14 protein-coding genes are annotated in these 17,077 nt (G+C 67.6%); 7 read left to right on the top strand and 7 right to left on the bottom strand.

The features are described 5' to 3' along the window. Positions 1–12 precede the first annotated feature (12 nt). Entirely contained in the window at positions 13–462 is a 450-nt protein-coding gene (locus tag VFW04_18275) for a VOC family protein (protein ID HEX5181283.1), read from the bottom strand. Between the two features lie 204 nt (positions 463–666). Here VFW04_18275 and VFW04_18270 point away from each other — a divergent pair, with 204 nt between their 5' ends. Continuing rightward, a complete protein-coding gene (locus tag VFW04_18270; protein HEX5181282.1) occupies positions 667–1,419 on the top strand; it encodes a hypothetical protein in 753 nt (250 codons plus the stop codon). 9 nt (positions 1,420–1,428) lie between these two features. Here the strand turns inward: VFW04_18270 and VFW04_18265 are convergent, their stop codons facing one another. Both VFW04_18265 and VFW04_18260 read right to left on the bottom strand, forming a co-directional pair. Further along, positions 1,429–4,158: an ABC transporter permease gene (locus tag VFW04_18265; GenBank protein ID HEX5181281.1), complete on the bottom strand. Its 2,730-nt coding sequence runs from the start codon at positions 4,156–4,158 to the stop codon at positions 1,429–1,431. Beyond that, a complete protein-coding gene (locus tag VFW04_18260; GenBank protein HEX5181280.1) occupies positions 4,155–4,493 on the bottom strand; it encodes a PadR family transcriptional regulator in 339 nt (112 codons plus the stop codon). The genes VFW04_18265 and VFW04_18260 overlap by 4 nt, the downstream gene beginning before the upstream one ends. Before the next feature lie 297 nt (positions 4,494–4,790). Between VFW04_18260 and VFW04_18255 the strand changes: the two genes are divergently transcribed. Next, positions 4,791–6,167: a retropepsin-like aspartic protease gene (locus VFW04_18255; protein HEX5181279.1), complete on the top strand. Its 1,377-nt coding sequence runs from the start codon at positions 4,791–4,793 to the stop codon at positions 6,165–6,167. Between the two features lie 184 nt (positions 6,168–6,351). Here the strand turns inward: VFW04_18255 and VFW04_18250 are convergent, their stop codons facing one another. Next, positions 6,352–6,726, bottom strand: a complete 375-nt coding sequence (locus tag VFW04_18250; GenBank protein HEX5181278.1) for a hypothetical protein — start codon at positions 6,724–6,726, stop codon at positions 6,352–6,354. A 251-nt stretch (positions 6,727–6,977) separates the two neighbouring features. On the opposite strand from VFW04_18250, the gene VFW04_18245 reads away from it, so the two are divergent. The 3 genes from VFW04_18245 to VFW04_18235 all read left to right on the top strand — a co-directional run bounded on the left by VFW04_18245 (position 6,978) and on the right by VFW04_18235 (position 12,847). Next, complete coding sequence (locus VFW04_18245; protein HEX5181277.1) at positions 6,978–7,313, top strand: PadR family transcriptional regulator; 336 nt, start codon at positions 6,978–6,980, stop codon at positions 7,311–7,313. A 3-nt stretch (positions 7,314–7,316) separates the two neighbouring features. After that, on the top strand, positions 7,317–9,977 hold the full coding sequence (locus VFW04_18240; GenBank protein ID HEX5181276.1) for an ABC transporter permease: 2,661 nt from the start codon (positions 7,317–7,319) through the stop codon (positions 9,975–9,977). Positions 9,978–10,159: 182 nt separating this feature from the next. After that, a complete protein-coding gene (locus tag VFW04_18235) occupies positions 10,160–12,847 on the top strand; it encodes a TonB-dependent receptor plug domain-containing protein (protein HEX5181275.1) in 2,688 nt (895 codons plus the stop codon). Between the two features lie 80 nt (positions 12,848–12,927). On the opposite strand, the gene VFW04_18230 is transcribed toward VFW04_18235, so the two are convergent. Next, positions 12,928–13,500 (bottom strand): outer membrane beta-barrel protein, encoded by a 573-nt coding sequence (locus VFW04_18230; protein HEX5181274.1) that lies wholly within the window; start codon positions 13,498–13,500, stop codon positions 12,928–12,930. 300 nt (positions 13,501–13,800) lie between these two features. Between VFW04_18230 and VFW04_18225 the strand changes: the two genes are divergently transcribed. Then, positions 13,801–14,061: a GlsB/YeaQ/YmgE family stress response membrane protein gene (locus VFW04_18225; protein HEX5181273.1), complete on the top strand. Its 261-nt coding sequence runs from the start codon at positions 13,801–13,803 to the stop codon at positions 14,059–14,061. Positions 14,062–14,185: 124 nt separating this feature from the next. Here the strand turns inward: VFW04_18225 and VFW04_18220 are convergent, their stop codons facing one another. Then, the gene (locus VFW04_18220; GenBank protein ID HEX5181272.1) at positions 14,186–14,548 is read right to left on the bottom strand and encodes a hypothetical protein; all 363 of its coding nucleotides are present in this window, start codon (positions 14,546–14,548) and stop codon (positions 14,186–14,188) included. 482 nt (positions 14,549–15,030) lie between these two features. On the opposite strand from VFW04_18220, the gene VFW04_18215 reads away from it, so the two are divergent. Next, positions 15,031–15,843, top strand: a complete 813-nt coding sequence (locus tag VFW04_18215; GenBank protein ID HEX5181271.1) for a class I SAM-dependent methyltransferase — start codon at positions 15,031–15,033, stop codon at positions 15,841–15,843. A 77-nt stretch (positions 15,844–15,920) separates the two neighbouring features. On the opposite strand, the gene VFW04_18210 is transcribed toward VFW04_18215, so the two are convergent. Next, positions 15,921–16,421, bottom strand: a complete 501-nt coding sequence (locus tag VFW04_18210) for a hypothetical protein (GenBank protein ID HEX5181270.1) — start codon at positions 16,419–16,421, stop codon at positions 15,921–15,923. Positions 16,422–17,077 lie beyond the last annotated feature (656 nt).

Genomic DNA, 17,077 nt, shown 5'->3' with positions numbered 1-17,077 from the left:
GCCGTAATCCATTCAATCCGTTCTCGCGGCCCTTGCCTGCACCTCTTGCGGCGAGAGATCCTCGATCCAGGCGAGCACCACCCACACGTGCCCGAACGGATCGCGCACACTCGCCGAGCGCGCGCCGTAGAACATGGGCGTCGGCGGCTGAATCAGCTCGCAGCCGGCGCGCACCGCGCGCTCGATCAGCGCGGCGTCGTCATCAGTCATGATGTGCAGGCCCGCGGTACATGCGCCAAGCGTCCGAGGTTCCTCGTACAGCCGATGATCCGGATCGCCGAGCATGATCACCGATCCCGCGATGTCGAGCTCGGCGTGAACGATCTTGCCGTTAGGCGCGGCGATGCGGAAGAGCTCGACGGCGCCGAACGCGCGCACGTAGAAGGCGATGGCCCGGTCGGCGCCATCGATGTAGATGTGCGGGACGATCGCGTTTCGGTAGCGCTCGGGGCGGCGGGTCATGGCGTCTGATGGCTCCTGCGATGAGACGACGGTCAGATGAGTGGGGGCGGCGAAAAGCGGGCACAGCTGTTCCTACTATTATTATAGCGCACCCGCCGTATATTTGTCCGGACATTTCGCCGGCCGGCCCCAGCGGTCCGGACAACCTGCCATCCGCCGTCGCGCACGCGCCTTTGCCGCCGACCGCACCGAGGGAGATCCACCATGGATGAGAAACTCCGCAAGGAAGTGCGCATCCTGAAGGCGTACGCCATCCTCTCGTCGCTCTTGTTCGCCGTGCTGCTCTTCACCGCGTTCCGCTCGCCGAAAACCGTGGACTTCGACCAGATCAACGCGCACCGCATCAACATCCGCGAGACCAACGGCACGATCCGCCTCGCCATTTCCAACACCGACGAATTTCCCGGCGGCACCATCGGCGGCGTCGAGCTCAAGTATCGCAACGGACACCGCGGGGCAGGACTGCTCTTCTTCAACGACGATGGCGACGAGAACGGCGGCCTTACGTACGAGACGCACATGGTGAACGGCGTGCCCGAGGCGAGCAGCACCATTCGCTTCGACCACTTCCGCCAGCAGGAAGCCGTGGGCCTCGACTACGAGCAGCATGGGACGACGAAACAATCCGGTCTGCTGGTGTGGGATCAGCCGAACGAACCGCTCACCGGCGACATGGCGCGCGCGCTCAACGACATTCAGGCCATGAAGGACACCGCGGCCCAGCGCGCGGCGTTCAAGTCGTTCCAGCAGAAGTACGACAAGGCGTTCGGCCACTTCACGCAGCGCGTGTTCGTTGGGCGGACGAAGAACGATGACGCCGCGGTGCTGCTCATGGACAAGAAGGGGAAGGCGCGCGTCAAGCTGGCGGTGGACAGCGCGAACAACGCGTCCCTCGAGTTCCTGGACGACAGCGGGAAGGTCGTGTACCGCTTGCCTAACGACTCGACCGGAAAGTAGCTGCTGCCGTCAGTCGGCGGACAGGGCACGGGCGGGGTCCGCGTGCGCGGCTCGGCGCGCGGGCACCCAGCTCGCACAGGTCGTGATGCAGATCAGCGCGATCGGCGCGGCGACGATCGTCGCCACCGCGGGGCCCGTGAGGCCGGACTGCATGGACTCGATGTCGCGCGCCAGCACGAGAAACGCCGCGGCGCCGATCACCACGCCAATGCCCGCCATCGCCATGCCCTGCCGCGTCACGAACGCGGCCACCGTCGATGGCAGCGCACCCATCGCCATGCGAATGCTCATCTCTTTCGCCCTCGCGTTGACGAGATACGAGAGCACGCCGTACAGCCCGATCGCCGCGAGCAGCAGGGCAATGGTTCCCGTCGTGGCGAGAATGGTGACCATGAACCAGAGTCGCGCCGTCGACTCGCGCAGCACGTCCGTCATCGGCTTCACGCGGAACGGCGGCACGGACCCATCGACATCCGTGATCGCGCGCTCGACGAGGGTACGCATCGCGTGCGGATCGCCGGATGATTTGACGGCGAGCGCCAGCACGCGCATCACCACCGAGCGGTTGGTGTCCGGCGAGACGACGTTGGGCAGATAGACGACGCCGACGCGAGGGCCGGCGAGCGACGTGTCGGCCACCGACCCGACGACGCCGACGACCGTGTACCACGAATCGCTCCTCGGATCTTGCGTAAGGCGGATGCGGCGCCCGATGGCGCGCGCACCCGTCGAGTCGCCCCAGTAGCGATGGGCGAGCGAGCGGTCGATGATCGCCTCGTACGGCGACTGCCTGCCGCCGGGATAGAAATCCCGACCGGCAACGATCGGGATGCCGAGCGCCGGGAAGAATCCGTCGCCGGCCGTGAGCGCGAGATCGGAGGGGGGCAGCGTCGTCGACGTTCCCGGATCCGCGTCGCTCCACACGGGGGTGTACGTCGAGCCTAACTGGAACATCGGAAGTTTGGAGCTCACGCCGGCGGCGCTGACGCCCGGCAGCTTGCGAACCCGCGTCACGAGCCGCTGCGCATAGCGCACCGCGTCGCTGTCGTGTGGATACGCCACGAGCGGCAGCGAGATCCACGCGGTGAGCGTGTGACTGGCATCGAAGCCGGGATCCGCGCGCCGCAGGCGATATGCGTTCTGCAGGAGAAACGCGGCGCCCGTCACGAGCAGCGTTGCGAACGCGACTTGCGTCACGACTAACGTGCGGCGCGCGCGCTGGCGATCGCGTCCCGTCGTCCCGCCGCGCGATCCATCGCGCAGACGGTTGCCCAGGTTCCGCACGTCGAGGCGCAGCCACGCGATCGAGCTGCAGGCGAAGGCCATGGCGATGGTGATGCCGACGGCGAATCCGATGACCGCCGGATGCAAAGCAATTTCCGACAACCGCGGAATGCCCTGCGGCGCGGCATCCACGAGCGCGCGGATGCCGATGCGCGCGATGGCCACACCGGCCACGCCGCCCAACGCGCCTAACAGCAGCGACTCGGCCACGAACTGCGCCAGCACGCGCCGAGTGCCGGCGCCCAACACCACCCGCAGCGCCAGCTCGCGCTGCCGGCCTTCGGCGCGCGTGAGCAGCAGGCTCGCCGCATTCGCAAGGGCAATCGCGAACAGCAGCACACCGGCCGCCGCCGCGATGATCGCGACGGTGCCGAATCCGCCGACCACGTCGTCCCGCATCGGGTGCACGACGACGCCCGCGTGGGCCTGCCGCAGAAACTCGGCCAACGCCATCGACGGCGCGATGTCGGGATAGAGCTCGCCCATGCGCGGCATCAACCGCGCGATTTCGCGCCGAGCGTCATCGATCGTGACGCCCGGACGCAGGCGCGCGAATGCCTGGTGCGCGAACGGACCGCCGTACGCCGTCGCGGAATCCAGCTCGATCGGCGTCCAGAGCTGCGTCCCCTCGTCGGGAAAATGGAACCCGGAGGCAGTGACCCCGACGATGGTGCGCGATTGTCCATCGACGATCAGCTGCTTGCCGATGACGGTGCGGTCGCCGCCGTAATGCCGTCGCCAGAAGCCTTCGCTGATGACCACCACGGGTGTTGCGTTAGGCACGTCCTCGGCGGCCGTGTACGGGCGCCCGGCGATGAACCGGGGGCCCAGCAGCGAAAAGAGGTTCGCGCTGGCCGCGGCGCCGTTGAGACGCTCGGCGTGTTCGTCGCCGGCGCGCGTGACCACGTTCACCGCCGTCCGATCGACCACGCCGATGCCATCGAAGGACGTCGCAAGACGCTTGATGGCGAAGTACGTGCTCACGGACTGCGGCGCCAGCGGGAAGCCCATGCCGGGCAGGGACCACCAGACGCCTACCAGACGGTTAGCATTCGGATAGGGCAGAGGACGGAGAACGACCGAGTCCAGCACCGCGAATATGGCGGTGGTCCCGCCGATGCCAATTGCGAGCGTCGCGGCAATGCTCGCCGTGAACGCCGGCGTCCGGCGAAGTTGGCGAAACGCAAAGCGGATGTCCCGCACGAGATTGTCGATGATGCTGAACCCGCGGGCATCGCCCACCTGCTCACGCACGGTCTCCACGCCGCCGATCGCGATCCTGGCCGCGCGGGCCGCGTCTGCGGGCGGCATGCCGCGGGTCATGTTGTAGGCCGTTTCCATCTCGAGATGCGTGCGCAGCTCGTCATCGAGATCCATCATGATCCGGTGGCGGTGCAGCGACTCGCGCCCACGAGTCAGGAACATCTTCATGCGGTCCCACACCGTGACCCTCACGTAGCCTCCACGACGAGCGTGACTGCGGCGACGAATCGCTTCCAGCTTGCGAGCTCCTGCCCCATGGCGCGCCGGCCGGCAACGGTAACCGTGTAGTACTTCGCCCGCCGATTGTTCTCGGTCGTACGCCAGGACGTGGATACCCAGCCGCGCTGTTCGAGGCGCACGACGGCCGGGTAGATCGAGCCTTGCCCAACCTGGAGGAGATCGCGCGACAGCTCCTGAATTCGGTGCGCGAGACCCCAGCCGTGCATCGGCTCGAGCGACAGCGTCTTCAGGATCAGCAGGTCGAGCGTGCCCTGCAGCACCTGCTCGGCGGACTCGGTGCGAACCATGCGCGAACGGGCGCTGTCGTGAAACGACATGGTGGCGTCTTCTCCCGGGTGTCGGGAGAACGTGGGCTCTCTTCTCCCGAATGTCAAGAGGAGCAGCGTTCGGCTCGCGTGCATGGGCGCTCGCGCATCGGCGCGCTCGATCCCGTTGACGCAACGCTGACATTGTCGCCGGCGGCGTGCTCGGGGCGCGTTGACAGCGGGATGACGCCGGCCGATTTTTCTCCTGCCGTCTTGTCCGTCGGGCCGACCAGGGCTCGCCGTTAGGCAGGACGAATCGTTCTCAGTCCGAGGTGTTGCATGGTCACGATGCGTCGGCGACGTGCTGCGTCGGCGGTGGGTGCGGTCGTCGCGCTGCTTGCTGCGCTCCTCGGCGCGCGCCGGCCGAGTGCGCTCCCCGCTCCCATCTGCGACCCGCCGTCCGTTAGTCGCCCGGAGCCGGCGCTCGATGCGCCCGCCAGGCCGGACTGGCTGCTCGCCGAGCACCGGTACATCGCGCTCGCGCGGTGGTTGGCGGCTGCGAGCGCGCGCGCGGGCGCGCCGGCGCCGACGCTCGATTACGTGCGCGGCGTAATCGCCAACAAGGAGAACGAGAACGCGCAGTCGATCCGGGATCTCGAGCCGCTGGTACCGCGTCTCGATCCTGTCGCCGATTCGGCGCGTTTCCGGGTGGCATTGAAGACGCTCGCCGATGATTACATGAAGACGTATCGGTACGGCGACGCCGCCAATGCACTCGAGCGCCTCTATCGGGCGAGCGCCGCGACGATGGCGCCGGCGGATCGCACCGACCTGCGCAGCGAGCTGCTGCTGCGGCGCGCGCTGCGCGACGCGCCCAGGCAGCGCACGGCGGTGTCGTCTCCGTTTGCCATCCCGCTCACGCCTAACGCCATCGGACTGCGCGACGTCACGGTCCACGTCGGGCGCGATTCGTCCAAATGGATTTTCGACACGGGTGCGAACCTCTCGACCATCACCGAAACGGTGGCGCGGCGGCTCCGCCTCCACGTGATCACGAGTGGATCGACGACGAGCGGCATCACTGGGGTCGCTGTCCCGTCTCGGGTGGCGGTGATTCCGGAGTTGCGCATCGGCGCCGCGCGCGTCGAGAACGTCGTCGTGCTCGTGATGCCCGACAGCATGCTCGACATTCCGCAGATCAAGTTCCAGATCACCGCCATCCTCGGCTATCCGGTGCTCGAGGCGTTGGGCCGACTCGCCATCGGCACCGACAGTCTGCGCGTCGATCCGGCGGCGGGCGAGGCGCCGAGTGATTCATCGAACCTGTTCCTGGACGATCTGTCGCCCGTCGTGTCGGCAACAGTGGGAGATTCGACGCGTCTCTTTCATTTCGACAGCGGCGCCGACGCGACCCTGCTCACGGTGCGTTTCTGCCGCGCGTACTCGACGCTCCTCAGCGGTCTCGATCCGACCCACACGCACATCGGTGGCGCGGGCGGCGACAAGACGTACGCAGGATACGAGCTCGCCCGGCTCCCGCTCGCGATTGGTGGACACCAGGCTGTCCTCGACAGCGTCTTCGTGATGCGCGAGGAGGCAAAGACGCCGTTCGACGCGTACTACGGCAACTTGTCGGGGACCATGGCCGCCCGGTACGGCGGGTACACGATCGATTTTCGCGCGATGACCTTTCGGTTGGGCGCCGGCGCGCGTTAGGAAGGCGGATCGAACGGATGCCGCGACTTCGCGCAGAAGCCGGGCGCGCACCATCGACGGTGCCCGCCAACTGGAGTGTGTACTGCGATACTACCGAAGGCGACGGCGAGGGCGAGAAGACATCCGATGTCGCACGTCACCGCCGTTCAGCACAATGTCTGTTGTCGAGGGGCGTCTCGCGCGCTCACGGGTAAGTCGCCCGCGTGGCTTGGGCCGGCGCGTGGTGCATGAGGCTTGCCGTGAGCGCGGCCGCCCCACCGACGAACGCGATGCCGAGCGCGGTGCGCAGCAGCGAGAAGTGTCCCTGGCGTGCGGCGGCGACGCCGGTGCGCGGAATCGACACCGCGCCGCCTCCCCACTGCATGCTCGGCGCGAAATGGTAATCGATGTTCCGTGTGGACGTGGTGTTCGACACCTGAAGCAGTAAGGCGAGCGAATCGACCTCGTGCAGTTTGCCCTGGACGCGGAACACGCCCGGGCCGAGGCGCGGAGCCAAGGCAGGAATCGCGGAATCGGTGAGCGTCAGCTGGACGCTGTTCCCGGGGCGCAATTCATTCACCGGCGTGACGGGCTAGGTCATGCACGCGAAGCCCGTGAGGCAGAGCAGGGCGGGGGCGAAGCGGCGCAGCCTGCCAAAGATGGTCGTCATGGCGCGGTCCGGTTAGACGTTCTCCGTTGCACAACATGGCGCAGAAGACGCGGCGCCTGCAACCCCCGGCGTCCGGGTGGCTGGCCCTGTTGGCGATCAACCCTTGACAATCAAGATGAGAGCGCGCATCCTGGGTACAGCCTCGTCACCCGGAGCGCGCGTTGGTCGAGCCCAATACGGATGTGATCCAGGGCACGCTGGATCTGCTCATCCTCAAGACACTGAGCCTCGAGCCGATGCACGGGTTCGGCATCGCGCGGCGCATCGAGCAGATCTCGCGCGGCGTGTTCCGCATCAACCCGGGTTCGCTGCTCACGGCGCTGCAGCGACTCGAGCGGGCGGGGTGGCTGGACGCGGAGTGGCGGCAGACGGAGAACGCGCGGCGGGCGCGGTACTACGCGCTGACGCGGGCAGGGCGCAAGCAGCTCGAGGTGGAAACGTCCACGTGGAACCAGCGCGCGACGGCTATCGCGCGGCTGCTCAAAGCCGAGGCCTAACGCGTGTCGCTCTGGCGGCAGGTAGCGCGGGGGTTGCGCGTGCTCGTGCACCGGGGCGCCTCGGATCGCGATGTGGACGACGAGGTCGCGCATTATCTCGATCAGGCCACCGCGGCGCACATCGGGCGCGGTCTCACGGAGGCGGCGGCTCGGCGCGCGGCGGCGATCGAGATCGGGAATCCGGTGGTCGTGCGGGAGCAGGTGCGGGATTCTGGTTGGGAGAACATCGCCGCGTCCACGGCCGGCGATCTCAGGGTCGCGGTGCGACGCCTGCGCACCCACCCCGGCTTCGCGGTGGTGGCCGTGCTCACGCTTGCGTTAGGCATCGGCGCCGCCACCGCCATCTTCGGCGCGGTGAACCCGATTCTGTTCGAGCCGCTCGCCTACCCGCACGCGGATCGTGTGGTGATGATCTCGGACGTGCGCGCCGACGGATCCCGCCTCGCGACCACGTACGGGACCTACGTCGAGATTGCCCAACGCAGCCGCGTATTTCAAGCGCTCGCCGCGATCGACGCGTGGCAGCCGGCCCTGTCGGGCGACGGCGAGCCCGAGCGTCTCGCGGGGCAGCAGGTGAGCGCGAGTTATTTTCGCGTGTTGGGCATCTCGCCGGCGCTCGGCCGCAACTTCGCCGACGCCGACGACCGGCCGGGCGGGCCCCGCGTCGCCATCCTGAGCGCGCGTCTGGTCGCGCGGCGGTTCGGCGGCGATCGCAATGTCGTCGGCCGCGTCATCGACCTCGATGGCAATCCGTTCACCGTGATCGGCGTGATGCCGGCGGGCTTCGACAACGTGCTCGAAGCCGCCGCCGACGTCTGGACGCCGCTGCAGATGCGGCCGCGTGCCGCCTTCGAGAGCCGCGAGTGGGGCCACCATCAGGCGATGATCGGCCGTCTCGAGCCGGGGGTGAGCCTCGACGAGGCGCGCCGCGAGCTGAATGCCATTGCCCACTCGCCCCAAGCGGACTTCCCACGGCCGGCCTGGGCATCGCTCAACGACGGCCTGATGGTGCACGCGCTCCAGTACGATGTGACGAGCGGCGTGAGGCCGGCGCTGCTCGCGGTGCTGGGGGCGGTGGTGCTGCTGCTGGCCATCGCCTGCGTCAACGTGGCCAACCTGCTGCTGGCGCGCGGGGCCCAGCGCGCGGACGAGTTCGCGATGCGCGTCGCGTTGGGCGCGGGCCGCGGCCGCCTCGTGCGCCAGCTGCTGACCGAGAGCCTGGTGCTCGCCGCGTGCGGCGGCGTTCTTGCGTTAGGCGTGGCCGAGGCGGGGGTGCGCGGGCTCATCGCGCTCACGCCGGAGGGAGTGCCGCGCGCTGGCGCCATCGGACTCGACGGCCGCGCGTTCGCCTTCGCGCTCCTTGTGACGGCAATCATCGGCATCGCCGTCGGCATTGCACCGGCGCTGCGCGCGTCCAGGAACGCCGCCGGCCCCGGGCTCGCGCGCGCATCCTCGCGCGTTGCCGGGGGACACGCTGCCAGCCGCCGCGTGCTCGTGGTCGCCGAAGTGGCGCTCGCGCTCGTGCTGCTCGTGGGCGCGGGGCTGTTGCTGCGCAGTCTTGCGCAGCTGTTCGCGGTTGCGCCGGGCTTCGACGCGACCAACGTGCTCACGATGCAGATCGATGCGGCCGGTCACCGCTACGCGTCGGACAGCGCGCGGCTCGAGTTCTTCGCGCAGGCGCTCGACGCGGTGCGCGCGGTGCCCGGCGTAGCGTCGGCGGCGTTCACGAGTCAACTGCCGTTGAGCGGCGATGTCGACGCCTACGGCATTGCGTTCGAGAACGACGCCGTGAAGAGCGGCGACGAGGGATCGGCGCTCCGCTACGCCGTCACGCCGGACTACTTCAAGACGATGGGCATTCCGCTGCGCGCGGGCCGTCTCGTCGACGCGCACGACCTGCCCGGGGCGCCGGAAGCGCTCGTGATCAACGAGTCGTTCGCGAAGCGGCGGTTCCCGGGTCAGAATCCGATCGGCCAGCGCGTGCGTGTCGGTCCGGAGCTCGGCGATGCGAAGCGGCCGTGGGACTACGTCGTGGGCGTGGTGGGCGACGTGAAGCAGACGTCGCTGGCCGTGGCCCAAGAGGATCAGTTCTACGTCGCGTCCGGGCAGTGGGACTGGGTAGACAACGTACAAACGCTGGTCGTGCGCGCGCGCGTCCAGCCGGTGTCGCTGATTCCGTTAGTCAAGCGGGCCATCTGGTCGGTGGATCGCGACCAGCCGGTCACGCGGGTGGCGACGATGGCGGCGCTGGTGCGGCAGTCGGCGGCCGAGCGGCGGTTCGTCCTCATCGTCTTCGAGATTTTCGCGGCGGCGGCCTTGGCGTTGGCGGCGATCGGTCTGTACGGCGTGCTCTCGGGCAGCGTGGCCGAGCGCACGCGGGAAATCGGCGTGCGCTCTGCGTTAGGCGCGACGCAGTCGCAGATTCTAGCGCTCGTCGTGCGCGAGGGCATGGGCTTGACGGTGGTGGGCGTCGCGATCGGCCTGGCGGGCGCGGTGGCGGCGAGCCGGGCGCTGGTGACGCTGTTGTTCGGCGTGTCGCGCCTCGATCCCGTGACCTACGCGGGCGTCGTGGTGCTGCTCGCCGTCGTGTCGGCGCTGGCCTGTTGGATTCCGGCGTCCCGCGCGGCGCGGGTGGATCCCTCGATCACGCTGCGGTCGGAGTAGGCGCGCCGGCAGTTCGTGCCGCTTGGCCGGCACCGGGTGGCGCGGCCGGCCTTGCGGCGGCGGGCGCAGCCGCCTAACGTTACTCCCTCCCTAACGGACGCGGCCCGCGCGCGATGCCGCACGCGCCGGCGCCGGCTCGGCCACTCCGGCCGCCCGGCCGCGTTCCTCTCGCGCTCGATCCCATGTCCCATTGTGCCTGCCGTCTCGCCGCCGCCTTGAGCGCGGCGCTGGTAGCCGCCGCGCCAATGCTCGCTGCCCAACACACTGTGCCGGCGACGGTGCTCCCGGGCGTTCCGGCCGATTCGTCGCACCGCGCCGTCACGGCGCTGGGCATCGAGCGCGATCGCGGATCGCTCGGCGCTGCCCAACAGACCGTGTCCGGCGACGGGCTTACCGCGGCGGGCGAGACCAACATCGTGAGGGCGCTCGCCGGGCGCGTCACCGGCGCGGACGTCAGCGGCACCGGCGCGTCCGGCAGCTCGGTGAGCCTGTTGCTCCGCGGCGCGCGCACGGCAGGCGGCAACGACCAGCCGCTGTTCGTCGTCGACGGCGTACCGGTGGCCAACCAGAGCGTCACCGGCCGGAACGGCAACATCGATTTCGGCAGCTTGTTGGGCGACATCGACCCGAACGACGTCGCCTCGATCACCGTGCTCAATGGGCCTAACGCGGCCGCGCTGTACGGCAGCCGCGCGCAGAACGGCGCCGTGCTCATCACGACCACGCGGGCCGCGCGCTCGAGCGGCTTTGCCGTCACCGCGCGCCAGGATTACACGTTCGAGTCGCCACAGCGGCTCCCGCAGTTCCAGAGTCGCTTTGCGTTGGGCAGCGACGGCGTCTACTCGCCGGGCGGCTTCGGCACCTGGGGGCCCGCGGTCTACGGCACCGAGCAGGTGCAGTGGTGGAGCAGCGGCCAGCCGGCGCCGCTGGTGGCGCAGCCGAACGATCTGCGAGACTATCTCGTGCAGGGGCACACGTCGACCACGACGGCCGCGGTGTCGGCCGCGTCGGCGCGCGGCGACGTACGGTTAGGCATCTCGCGCGTCGGCCAGGCCGGCGTGTCGCCGAACAGCGGCTCCGATCGCCTGGGGACGTCGTTGTCGGCCGGCATGGATGTGCTGCCGCGGCTGCGCGTGCGCATCGATGGCGCGTACACGCACTTCGACGCAAAACAGCAGCCGGTGCAGGGACTGGATGGCGACAATCCCTTTCAGGTGTTCCTCTTCGAGGGGAGCGCGCTCGATCCGAGCCGCATGCGCTCCGACGCCCTGACGACGCGCCAGAACTCGTTCGCCACTGCCTTCGGCATCAACAACCCGTACTGGGATGCGTTCGTCAATACCAACGGCGACAACCGGGATCACGCGCTCGGTGTGATCAGCGCCGACTACGCATTTGCGCCGTGGCTGCGTGCGTCCATCCGCAGCGGCATCGACTGGTGGCACGATCGCGAGTTCGCCCAAGACGTCCTGGCGACCGAGCCGCTGTTCACCGAGGTGACCGGTTCCGCGGGCGCCACGACCTATCGCGAACAGAATTCCGATCTGCTGGTGAGCGTCGCACGCCCGTTGACCGCGGCCCTCGCCATGAGCCTCGACGCCGGCCTGGCGACCCGCGGCGGCCTGACGACGCAAGCAACCACCATCAGGGATCAGTTAGGCGGCCTGGTCTCACTGGCCCGCAGTTCGCGCCGCGCCCAGACGAACAGCGTCTACGGGCGGCTTGGCGCGTCGGTCGACAGCATGCTCTTTCTCGACGCTACCGGACGCAAGGATTGGTTGGCAACGGGACCTCAATTCTACCCGTCTGTCTCCGTCGCCTACGATTTCGCGCGCCCAACGAGTCGCGGCATGTTGGGCGGCCTGGTCTCTGCCGGGAAGCTGCGGGCCAGTTGGGCGCAGGTCGGCGGCGAAACTCAGTTCTTGCTGCTCGATCGCACGATCTCCCAGGAAGAAGGGATCGATCTCGGATTCCTGCACGATCGCGCGTCGCTCAGCGCCACATACTATGATGAACGCACGGTGTCGCGATTCCTCGTCTTCGAGATCCCGTCTCCGACGGAGCGCTCGCTGGCCGTTACCGATCGCGGCATCGAGCTCGCGCTGAACGGCGCCGCGGTCAAGGGCGCAAACGGTCTCGAATGGGACCTCGGCCTTCGCTTTGCGAAGAACCACAGCCACGTGCAGGGACCGCCGTCGCTGATCGGGATCAACGGCATCGGCAGCGCGTCGATCCTGACCGGCCATCCGTACGGCAGCATCGTTGCCTATGCGCCGGTACGCGACTCGTTAGGCCGAATGATCATCGAGGACGGCACGCCGGAGGACCAACTGCAGGCGCTCGGCTCGGAGCTGCCGTCGTGGGTGGGCGGCCTCGAGAGCGACCTGCGATATCGCCAGCTTTCGCTGGTGCTCCTGGTCGGCAGTCGGCACGGCGGCCGCGTGTACAGCCGGACGAACATGTGGGGAACGATGGCCGGCACGCTCTCGTCCACGCTCGGCCTGCGGCAACAGGGCGGAACGATCATTCTGCCGGGCGTGAACCCGGACGGGACGCCGAATACGACGGCCATCTCTCCGCAGGAGTACTACGAGTTCATCGCAGGCGATGCGAACATCGCGGCCTTCGACGGGAGCGCCATCGAGCTGCGGGAAGTCCGGCTCGCGTACACGGTGCAGCCGCGTGTGGCGGCGCGACTGCATCTGAGAACGCTCGAGGTCGCCGCAATCGGTCGCAATCTTCTGGTTCACAGCGCCGCGCCCAACTTCGATCCCCAAAGCGTGTTCGACACCGGGCCCGATCAGGGTCAGGAGGTGCCCGGCCTTCCGAGCACGCGCAGCATCGGCCTCACGCTCAGCCTCGTGCCGTAGCGAAACCGGACGGCGGCCGATTGCCGTCGCCCGGTTTCACGTTAGGCGCGCCGCGCTGGCCGCGGCGCGCGAGTCCCGCGTCAGTTGCCGAAACTGATCCCGAACGTAACGGGGATCATCTGCAGCCGCTGGTGCGGTGTGAACACGTAGTGATACCGGCCCTCGGCGAAGAGACTCGAGCTGCCGAGCGCGATGCGGAGACCCGCGCCGGCATTGATGCCGAAGTCATTCTCGCTGGTGTTGCCCGACAGGACGACCGTGCTGCCGATGGTTTGCGCCCGGTACTTGTCGTTGTACCAGCCGATGCCGGCGATGAGGTACGGCACCACCGGCGGCTTGGTCTGCTGGTTCACCAGGTTCGCCACCAGGTTTGCGTTCACGGTCCAGACCTGGAGCGTCCGGGCATCCGTGATCTTGGTGGGCAGCGAATTGAACATTCCGTCGACCCGGAAGCCTAACGGAAACGAATCCGAGCGGAACGACAGGTCCGCCAGGACGTTATACCCGGTCTTGTTCGTGGTGCTCAGCGAGCTCACCGGGAACGTGAAACCGCCGCCAACGCCGAGCCCGACTTGCGCGCGGGCCTGAGACGGGGCGGCCGCGGCGGCGCCCAGGGCGAGCATGAGACTGGGAACGACTATGGACACACGCATAGCTGCAGACTCCGCTGAAGACGCGTACACGAAGCGTGAAGGCAGGCACAACGTCCGATGCCGCCTCCCTGCATTGGACAGAGCGCGTGACGGGCAAGAGCGGGACCATGGCTCGCCCGATGTGTGAGCGACAGCGCCGGGGCGTATTTCAGCCAGCGGACCGCCGGTCTTGCCCATTGTTGTGTGCGCGGCTTGCGAGCCGGTTCGGTCCGGCTCAACTTGTGCGAGAGTAGCCCCGCGGAGGCCGGCTACCTGGGCCGGATCCGCGTACGCTCGTTTCCCTCAACCGAGGACACTGCAATGGCAATCGTGTGGTGGATCATCGTGGGGTTGATCGCGGGCTACCTCACCGGCAAGCTGATGAAAGGATCCGGGTACGGCGCATTGATGGACATCGTGGTCGGCATCATCGGCGCGATCATCGGTGGATTCATCATGCGCTCGCTGGGATTCCGGGGAAGCGGCGGGGTTATCTACACGATCCTGATCGCGATTTTGGGCGCGGTCATTCTCACTTGGATCGTGCGGCTGGTGACGGGTGGTCGGCGGGCGCAGCTCTAGCGCAGAACTGCTCGCCGTCTAACGGATGACAGAATGAAACTGGGGCTAACGAACGTTGGCCCCAGTTTCATTTTGTCGGCCTTTCCGTCGTGCGCGGAGATCGGTCACCCGCCTGCGCATTCGCTCACACGCGGCCGTGTATCGCATCCTCGAGCAGGGAGACGGCGGCGGCGGGATCGGCAACCTCGACGACCAACCGCCGGTAGTGCTCGTGGTCCAACTCGATCACGATCGTGTGCTCCGGGTCGTGCACATCGTAGAACACCGCGCCGTCGTGCTGGTAGAAGGTGCCCGCGGTGAGCACACCCGGAATCTGCGTGCCGGGCATCCGGAATCCGTGCCACCAGCCGCGGGCGGGCTCGGGATCCACGCGCACCGACGTGATGTGCTCGAGCGGAATCTCCAGCCGGCTTTTCAGCGCCCACATCTTGTCCCATCCGTCTACGTCGAAACGGACGCGATCTCCCTCGACCGAGACGTCAACCATGTGCGCTCTCCTGCGGGCTTCGAGCCGCTCGAGTGGAACTCGACAACAATGACAGGCGAGAGACGATAGGCCGTCTCGTGTCAGCGTCAAGCATGCGCTGCTCACGGTAGAGGTACAGTTTGGTCCGGTATCCCGATGAGACTCGTTGCAGGCCGGAGTGGCAGAGTGCTACGCTCATGAAGATGCGGACAAGCAGGACACAACGGACAATGCACTGACAAAAAAATCAACGCTTGGTGTTGCTCGTGTCGTGTCGGTTGTGTCCTGCCTTGTCGGCGTCTTCATGAACGTAGATGCAAGCCATGGGAACCGTGCGCCACATTGAACCCGTACCCTGCGCACGAGATGCGTGCAGGTGCCGCGCTCGCTTCTTCTTCGGATCTTCACGTCTTCGCGCGCGGGGGCGCATGTCTTGCGCGTTTTCGGTTCACTGGCAGCGTATCTGGCGCATCGCGCGCCGCAGGTGACACCGAGAGGTCTCAATGGACGGTCGCGCCGACGTTCGCGCTTTCTATAATGAGTTTCTCGAATCGCGCATGGTGCAATATCGCCTGTTCGGCAACCAGCGCATCGAGCAAGCGGCGCGACGGATCGAGCCCTACGTGCACGAGAACGACCGTGTGCTCGACGTCGGGTGTGGCATCGGCATCGTGACCGAGCGGATCGCGGCGCGGGCGCGCGCCGGACGGGTGTGGGGGATCGACCTGAGCCCGCGCAACGTCTGGTACGCGTCGCACACGGTGCGGAAATCGAACGTGACGTTCTTCGCCGCCGACATCCTGGACGACACGGCGCAGATCGCAGCGCGTACAGGCGGCGCGCTCGATGTGATCACCATGGTGGACGTGGTCGAGCACATTCCCGACGCCGAGCGTCCGGGGCTTTTCGTTAGGCTCAAGGCGCTGGCGGCGCCCAACGCGGTGTTGATCCTCACCTATCCGAGTCCGCAGTACCAGCGCTTTCTCGAGCGCGACCGGCCGGAGGAGCTGCAGATCATCGACAACGTCATCGAGCTGCCGGCGCTGCTCGCGGAGGCGGGCGCGGCGGGATTCACGCTGCGGCACTACTCGCTCGAGGACGTCTGGATGCGCAACCAGTACGTGCACTGCGTGCTGCAGACGAACGACATGTTGGTCGAGCCGCCGCGGCCGCATCCGACGTTGGGCCGGGAGATCGGCCGGCGCGTGCAGCGCGCGACGCGGCAGGCGATCGTGCTGCCGTGGCGACGCTGGCGGTTCGTGACGCGCATTCTCAAGGAAGAGCGGAAGGAAAGTCCACGTGCCGTCGATTCGTGATCGCTCCGGGGGAGAGCGCGACACGAACCGGCGGCGCGTGAACCCAACCGAGCCGCCGTTAGGCGGCGGAATGCGACCTACTGCGCGGCGCTCGGATCGACGAAGGCCATCGTCGCCTTCGCGCCCGCACCGCCACCCACGTTCACTTCCACTTCCTGTCCGGCACGATAGCCGCTCGTGATCACACCGTGCAGCAGCATCTTGCCGTTCGCCGTGCCGCTTCCGAACAGCTCGGCGGTGAACGACTTGGACGGATCTCGGCCCTCGTACTCCCAGCGCACGAGCACCGGCCACGCCGGATCGATGGCGCTCTCCGGCACACCAATGCGCTCGAGCGTCAGTGTTACCGTGCCCTTGAACCTGCCGTCCGCGTGACCGCGCCACGACGGGTGGGTCTCGCGCGCGGCGCGATCGGCGTCGCTGCGGATCGGCGTCGGCGCGAGAGTGGCGACTTCCAGGCTGTCGGGCACGTTGGAAGCGAGTTGCTGCGCCGCGGCGGCGGCGGGAAGGGCAGCCAGCAGGGTCGCGGCAGCGACCAGCGCGAAAGCGCGCGGCGATTCGATTGTTGGGCGACGCATGTCTCCTCCCGGTCGTATGGCGGGCCTGCCGCTCGCCGGTCAGCGTGGTCGGCGGCCTCGGTACTCACACTACGATCGGCCCGCCCAGTGGAGGTTGAGACCCCGTTAGGGTTTCGAGCGGACTCTGTCACACGGCGTCAAGGTCGGGTCAAAATCGAAAGCGAATGGTGAATCTTGTCGCGAACGGGAAACCTTTTCGCGAGATCGGTCGTCGGAGGCGTCGTCCATGCGCTAGCCGAGTCCTTACGACGAACGGTTCAAAGGAAAACGAAAAGGATGTTAGGGATGGGGAAAATCGCAGCCATGGAGGTCCAAACATCATCGTTCACGTTCCTGGTGTAGGCCACGCGCGCGAACAACGCACCTTCCCTCGCGTGGCAGCGATCCTCCCCATCACGTGCATCCTGTTTGTTATCCTTCGGACCCTTCGTCGAGGAGACCTGGTCCTCGCGCGATCAACTCTCCGAACGCCCCGCCGGAGTATCTGCCCGGAGGGGCATTGCGTTTTGTCGACCGCTCAGTCCGCGTCTCCAAAGCGAGGAACCCACGATGCGCGGGTTGCTTCGACCCCGCGTCCCCGTTAACGTCCGTCCGGTCCCGACGTCGCATGTGGCGCAGGGTCTAAGCAGGCCGCTGTCCAAGTCCCCGCTTCGGAC

This window comes from Gemmatimonadaceae bacterium (assembly GCA_036273715.1).
Taxonomy (GTDB): domain Bacteria; phylum Gemmatimonadota; class Gemmatimonadetes; order Gemmatimonadales; family Gemmatimonadaceae; genus JADGGM01.
Note: the sequence above shows the minus strand (reverse complement) of the source record. Positions and strands in the feature narration are given on the sequence as shown.

Excerpts from the sequence above, each read along its gene's own strand:
- VFW04_18230 (HEX5181274.1), bottom strand. The coding sequence starts at position 13,500 with ATGCGTGTGTCCATAGTCGTTCCCAGTCTCATGCTCGCCCTGGGCGCC.
- VFW04_18275 (HEX5181283.1), bottom strand. The coding sequence starts at position 462 with ATGACCCGCCGCCCCGAGCGCTACCGAAACGCGATCGTCCCGCACATC.
- VFW04_18255 (HEX5181279.1), top strand. The coding sequence starts at position 4,791 with ATGGTCACGATGCGTCGGCGACGTGCTGCGTCGGCGGTGGGTGCGGTC.
- VFW04_18215 (HEX5181271.1), top strand. The coding sequence starts at position 15,031 with ATGGACGGTCGCGCCGACGTTCGCGCTTTCTATAATGAGTTTCTCGAA.
- VFW04_18210 (HEX5181270.1), bottom strand. The coding sequence starts at position 16,421 with ATGCGTCGCCCAACAATCGAATCGCCGCGCGCTTTCGCGCTGGTCGCT.
- VFW04_18225 (HEX5181273.1), top strand. The coding sequence starts at position 13,801 with ATGGCAATCGTGTGGTGGATCATCGTGGGGTTGATCGCGGGCTACCTC.
- VFW04_18260 (HEX5181280.1), bottom strand. The coding sequence starts at position 4,493 with ATGGTTCGCACCGAGTCCGCCGAGCAGGTGCTGCAGGGCACGCTCGAC.
- VFW04_18220 (HEX5181272.1), bottom strand. The coding sequence starts at position 14,548 with ATGGTTGACGTCTCGGTCGAGGGAGATCGCGTCCGTTTCGACGTAGAC.
- VFW04_18270 (HEX5181282.1), top strand. The coding sequence starts at position 667 with ATGGATGAGAAACTCCGCAAGGAAGTGCGCATCCTGAAGGCGTACGCC.
- VFW04_18235 (HEX5181275.1), top strand. The coding sequence starts at position 10,160 with ATGTCCCATTGTGCCTGCCGTCTCGCCGCCGCCTTGAGCGCGGCGCTG.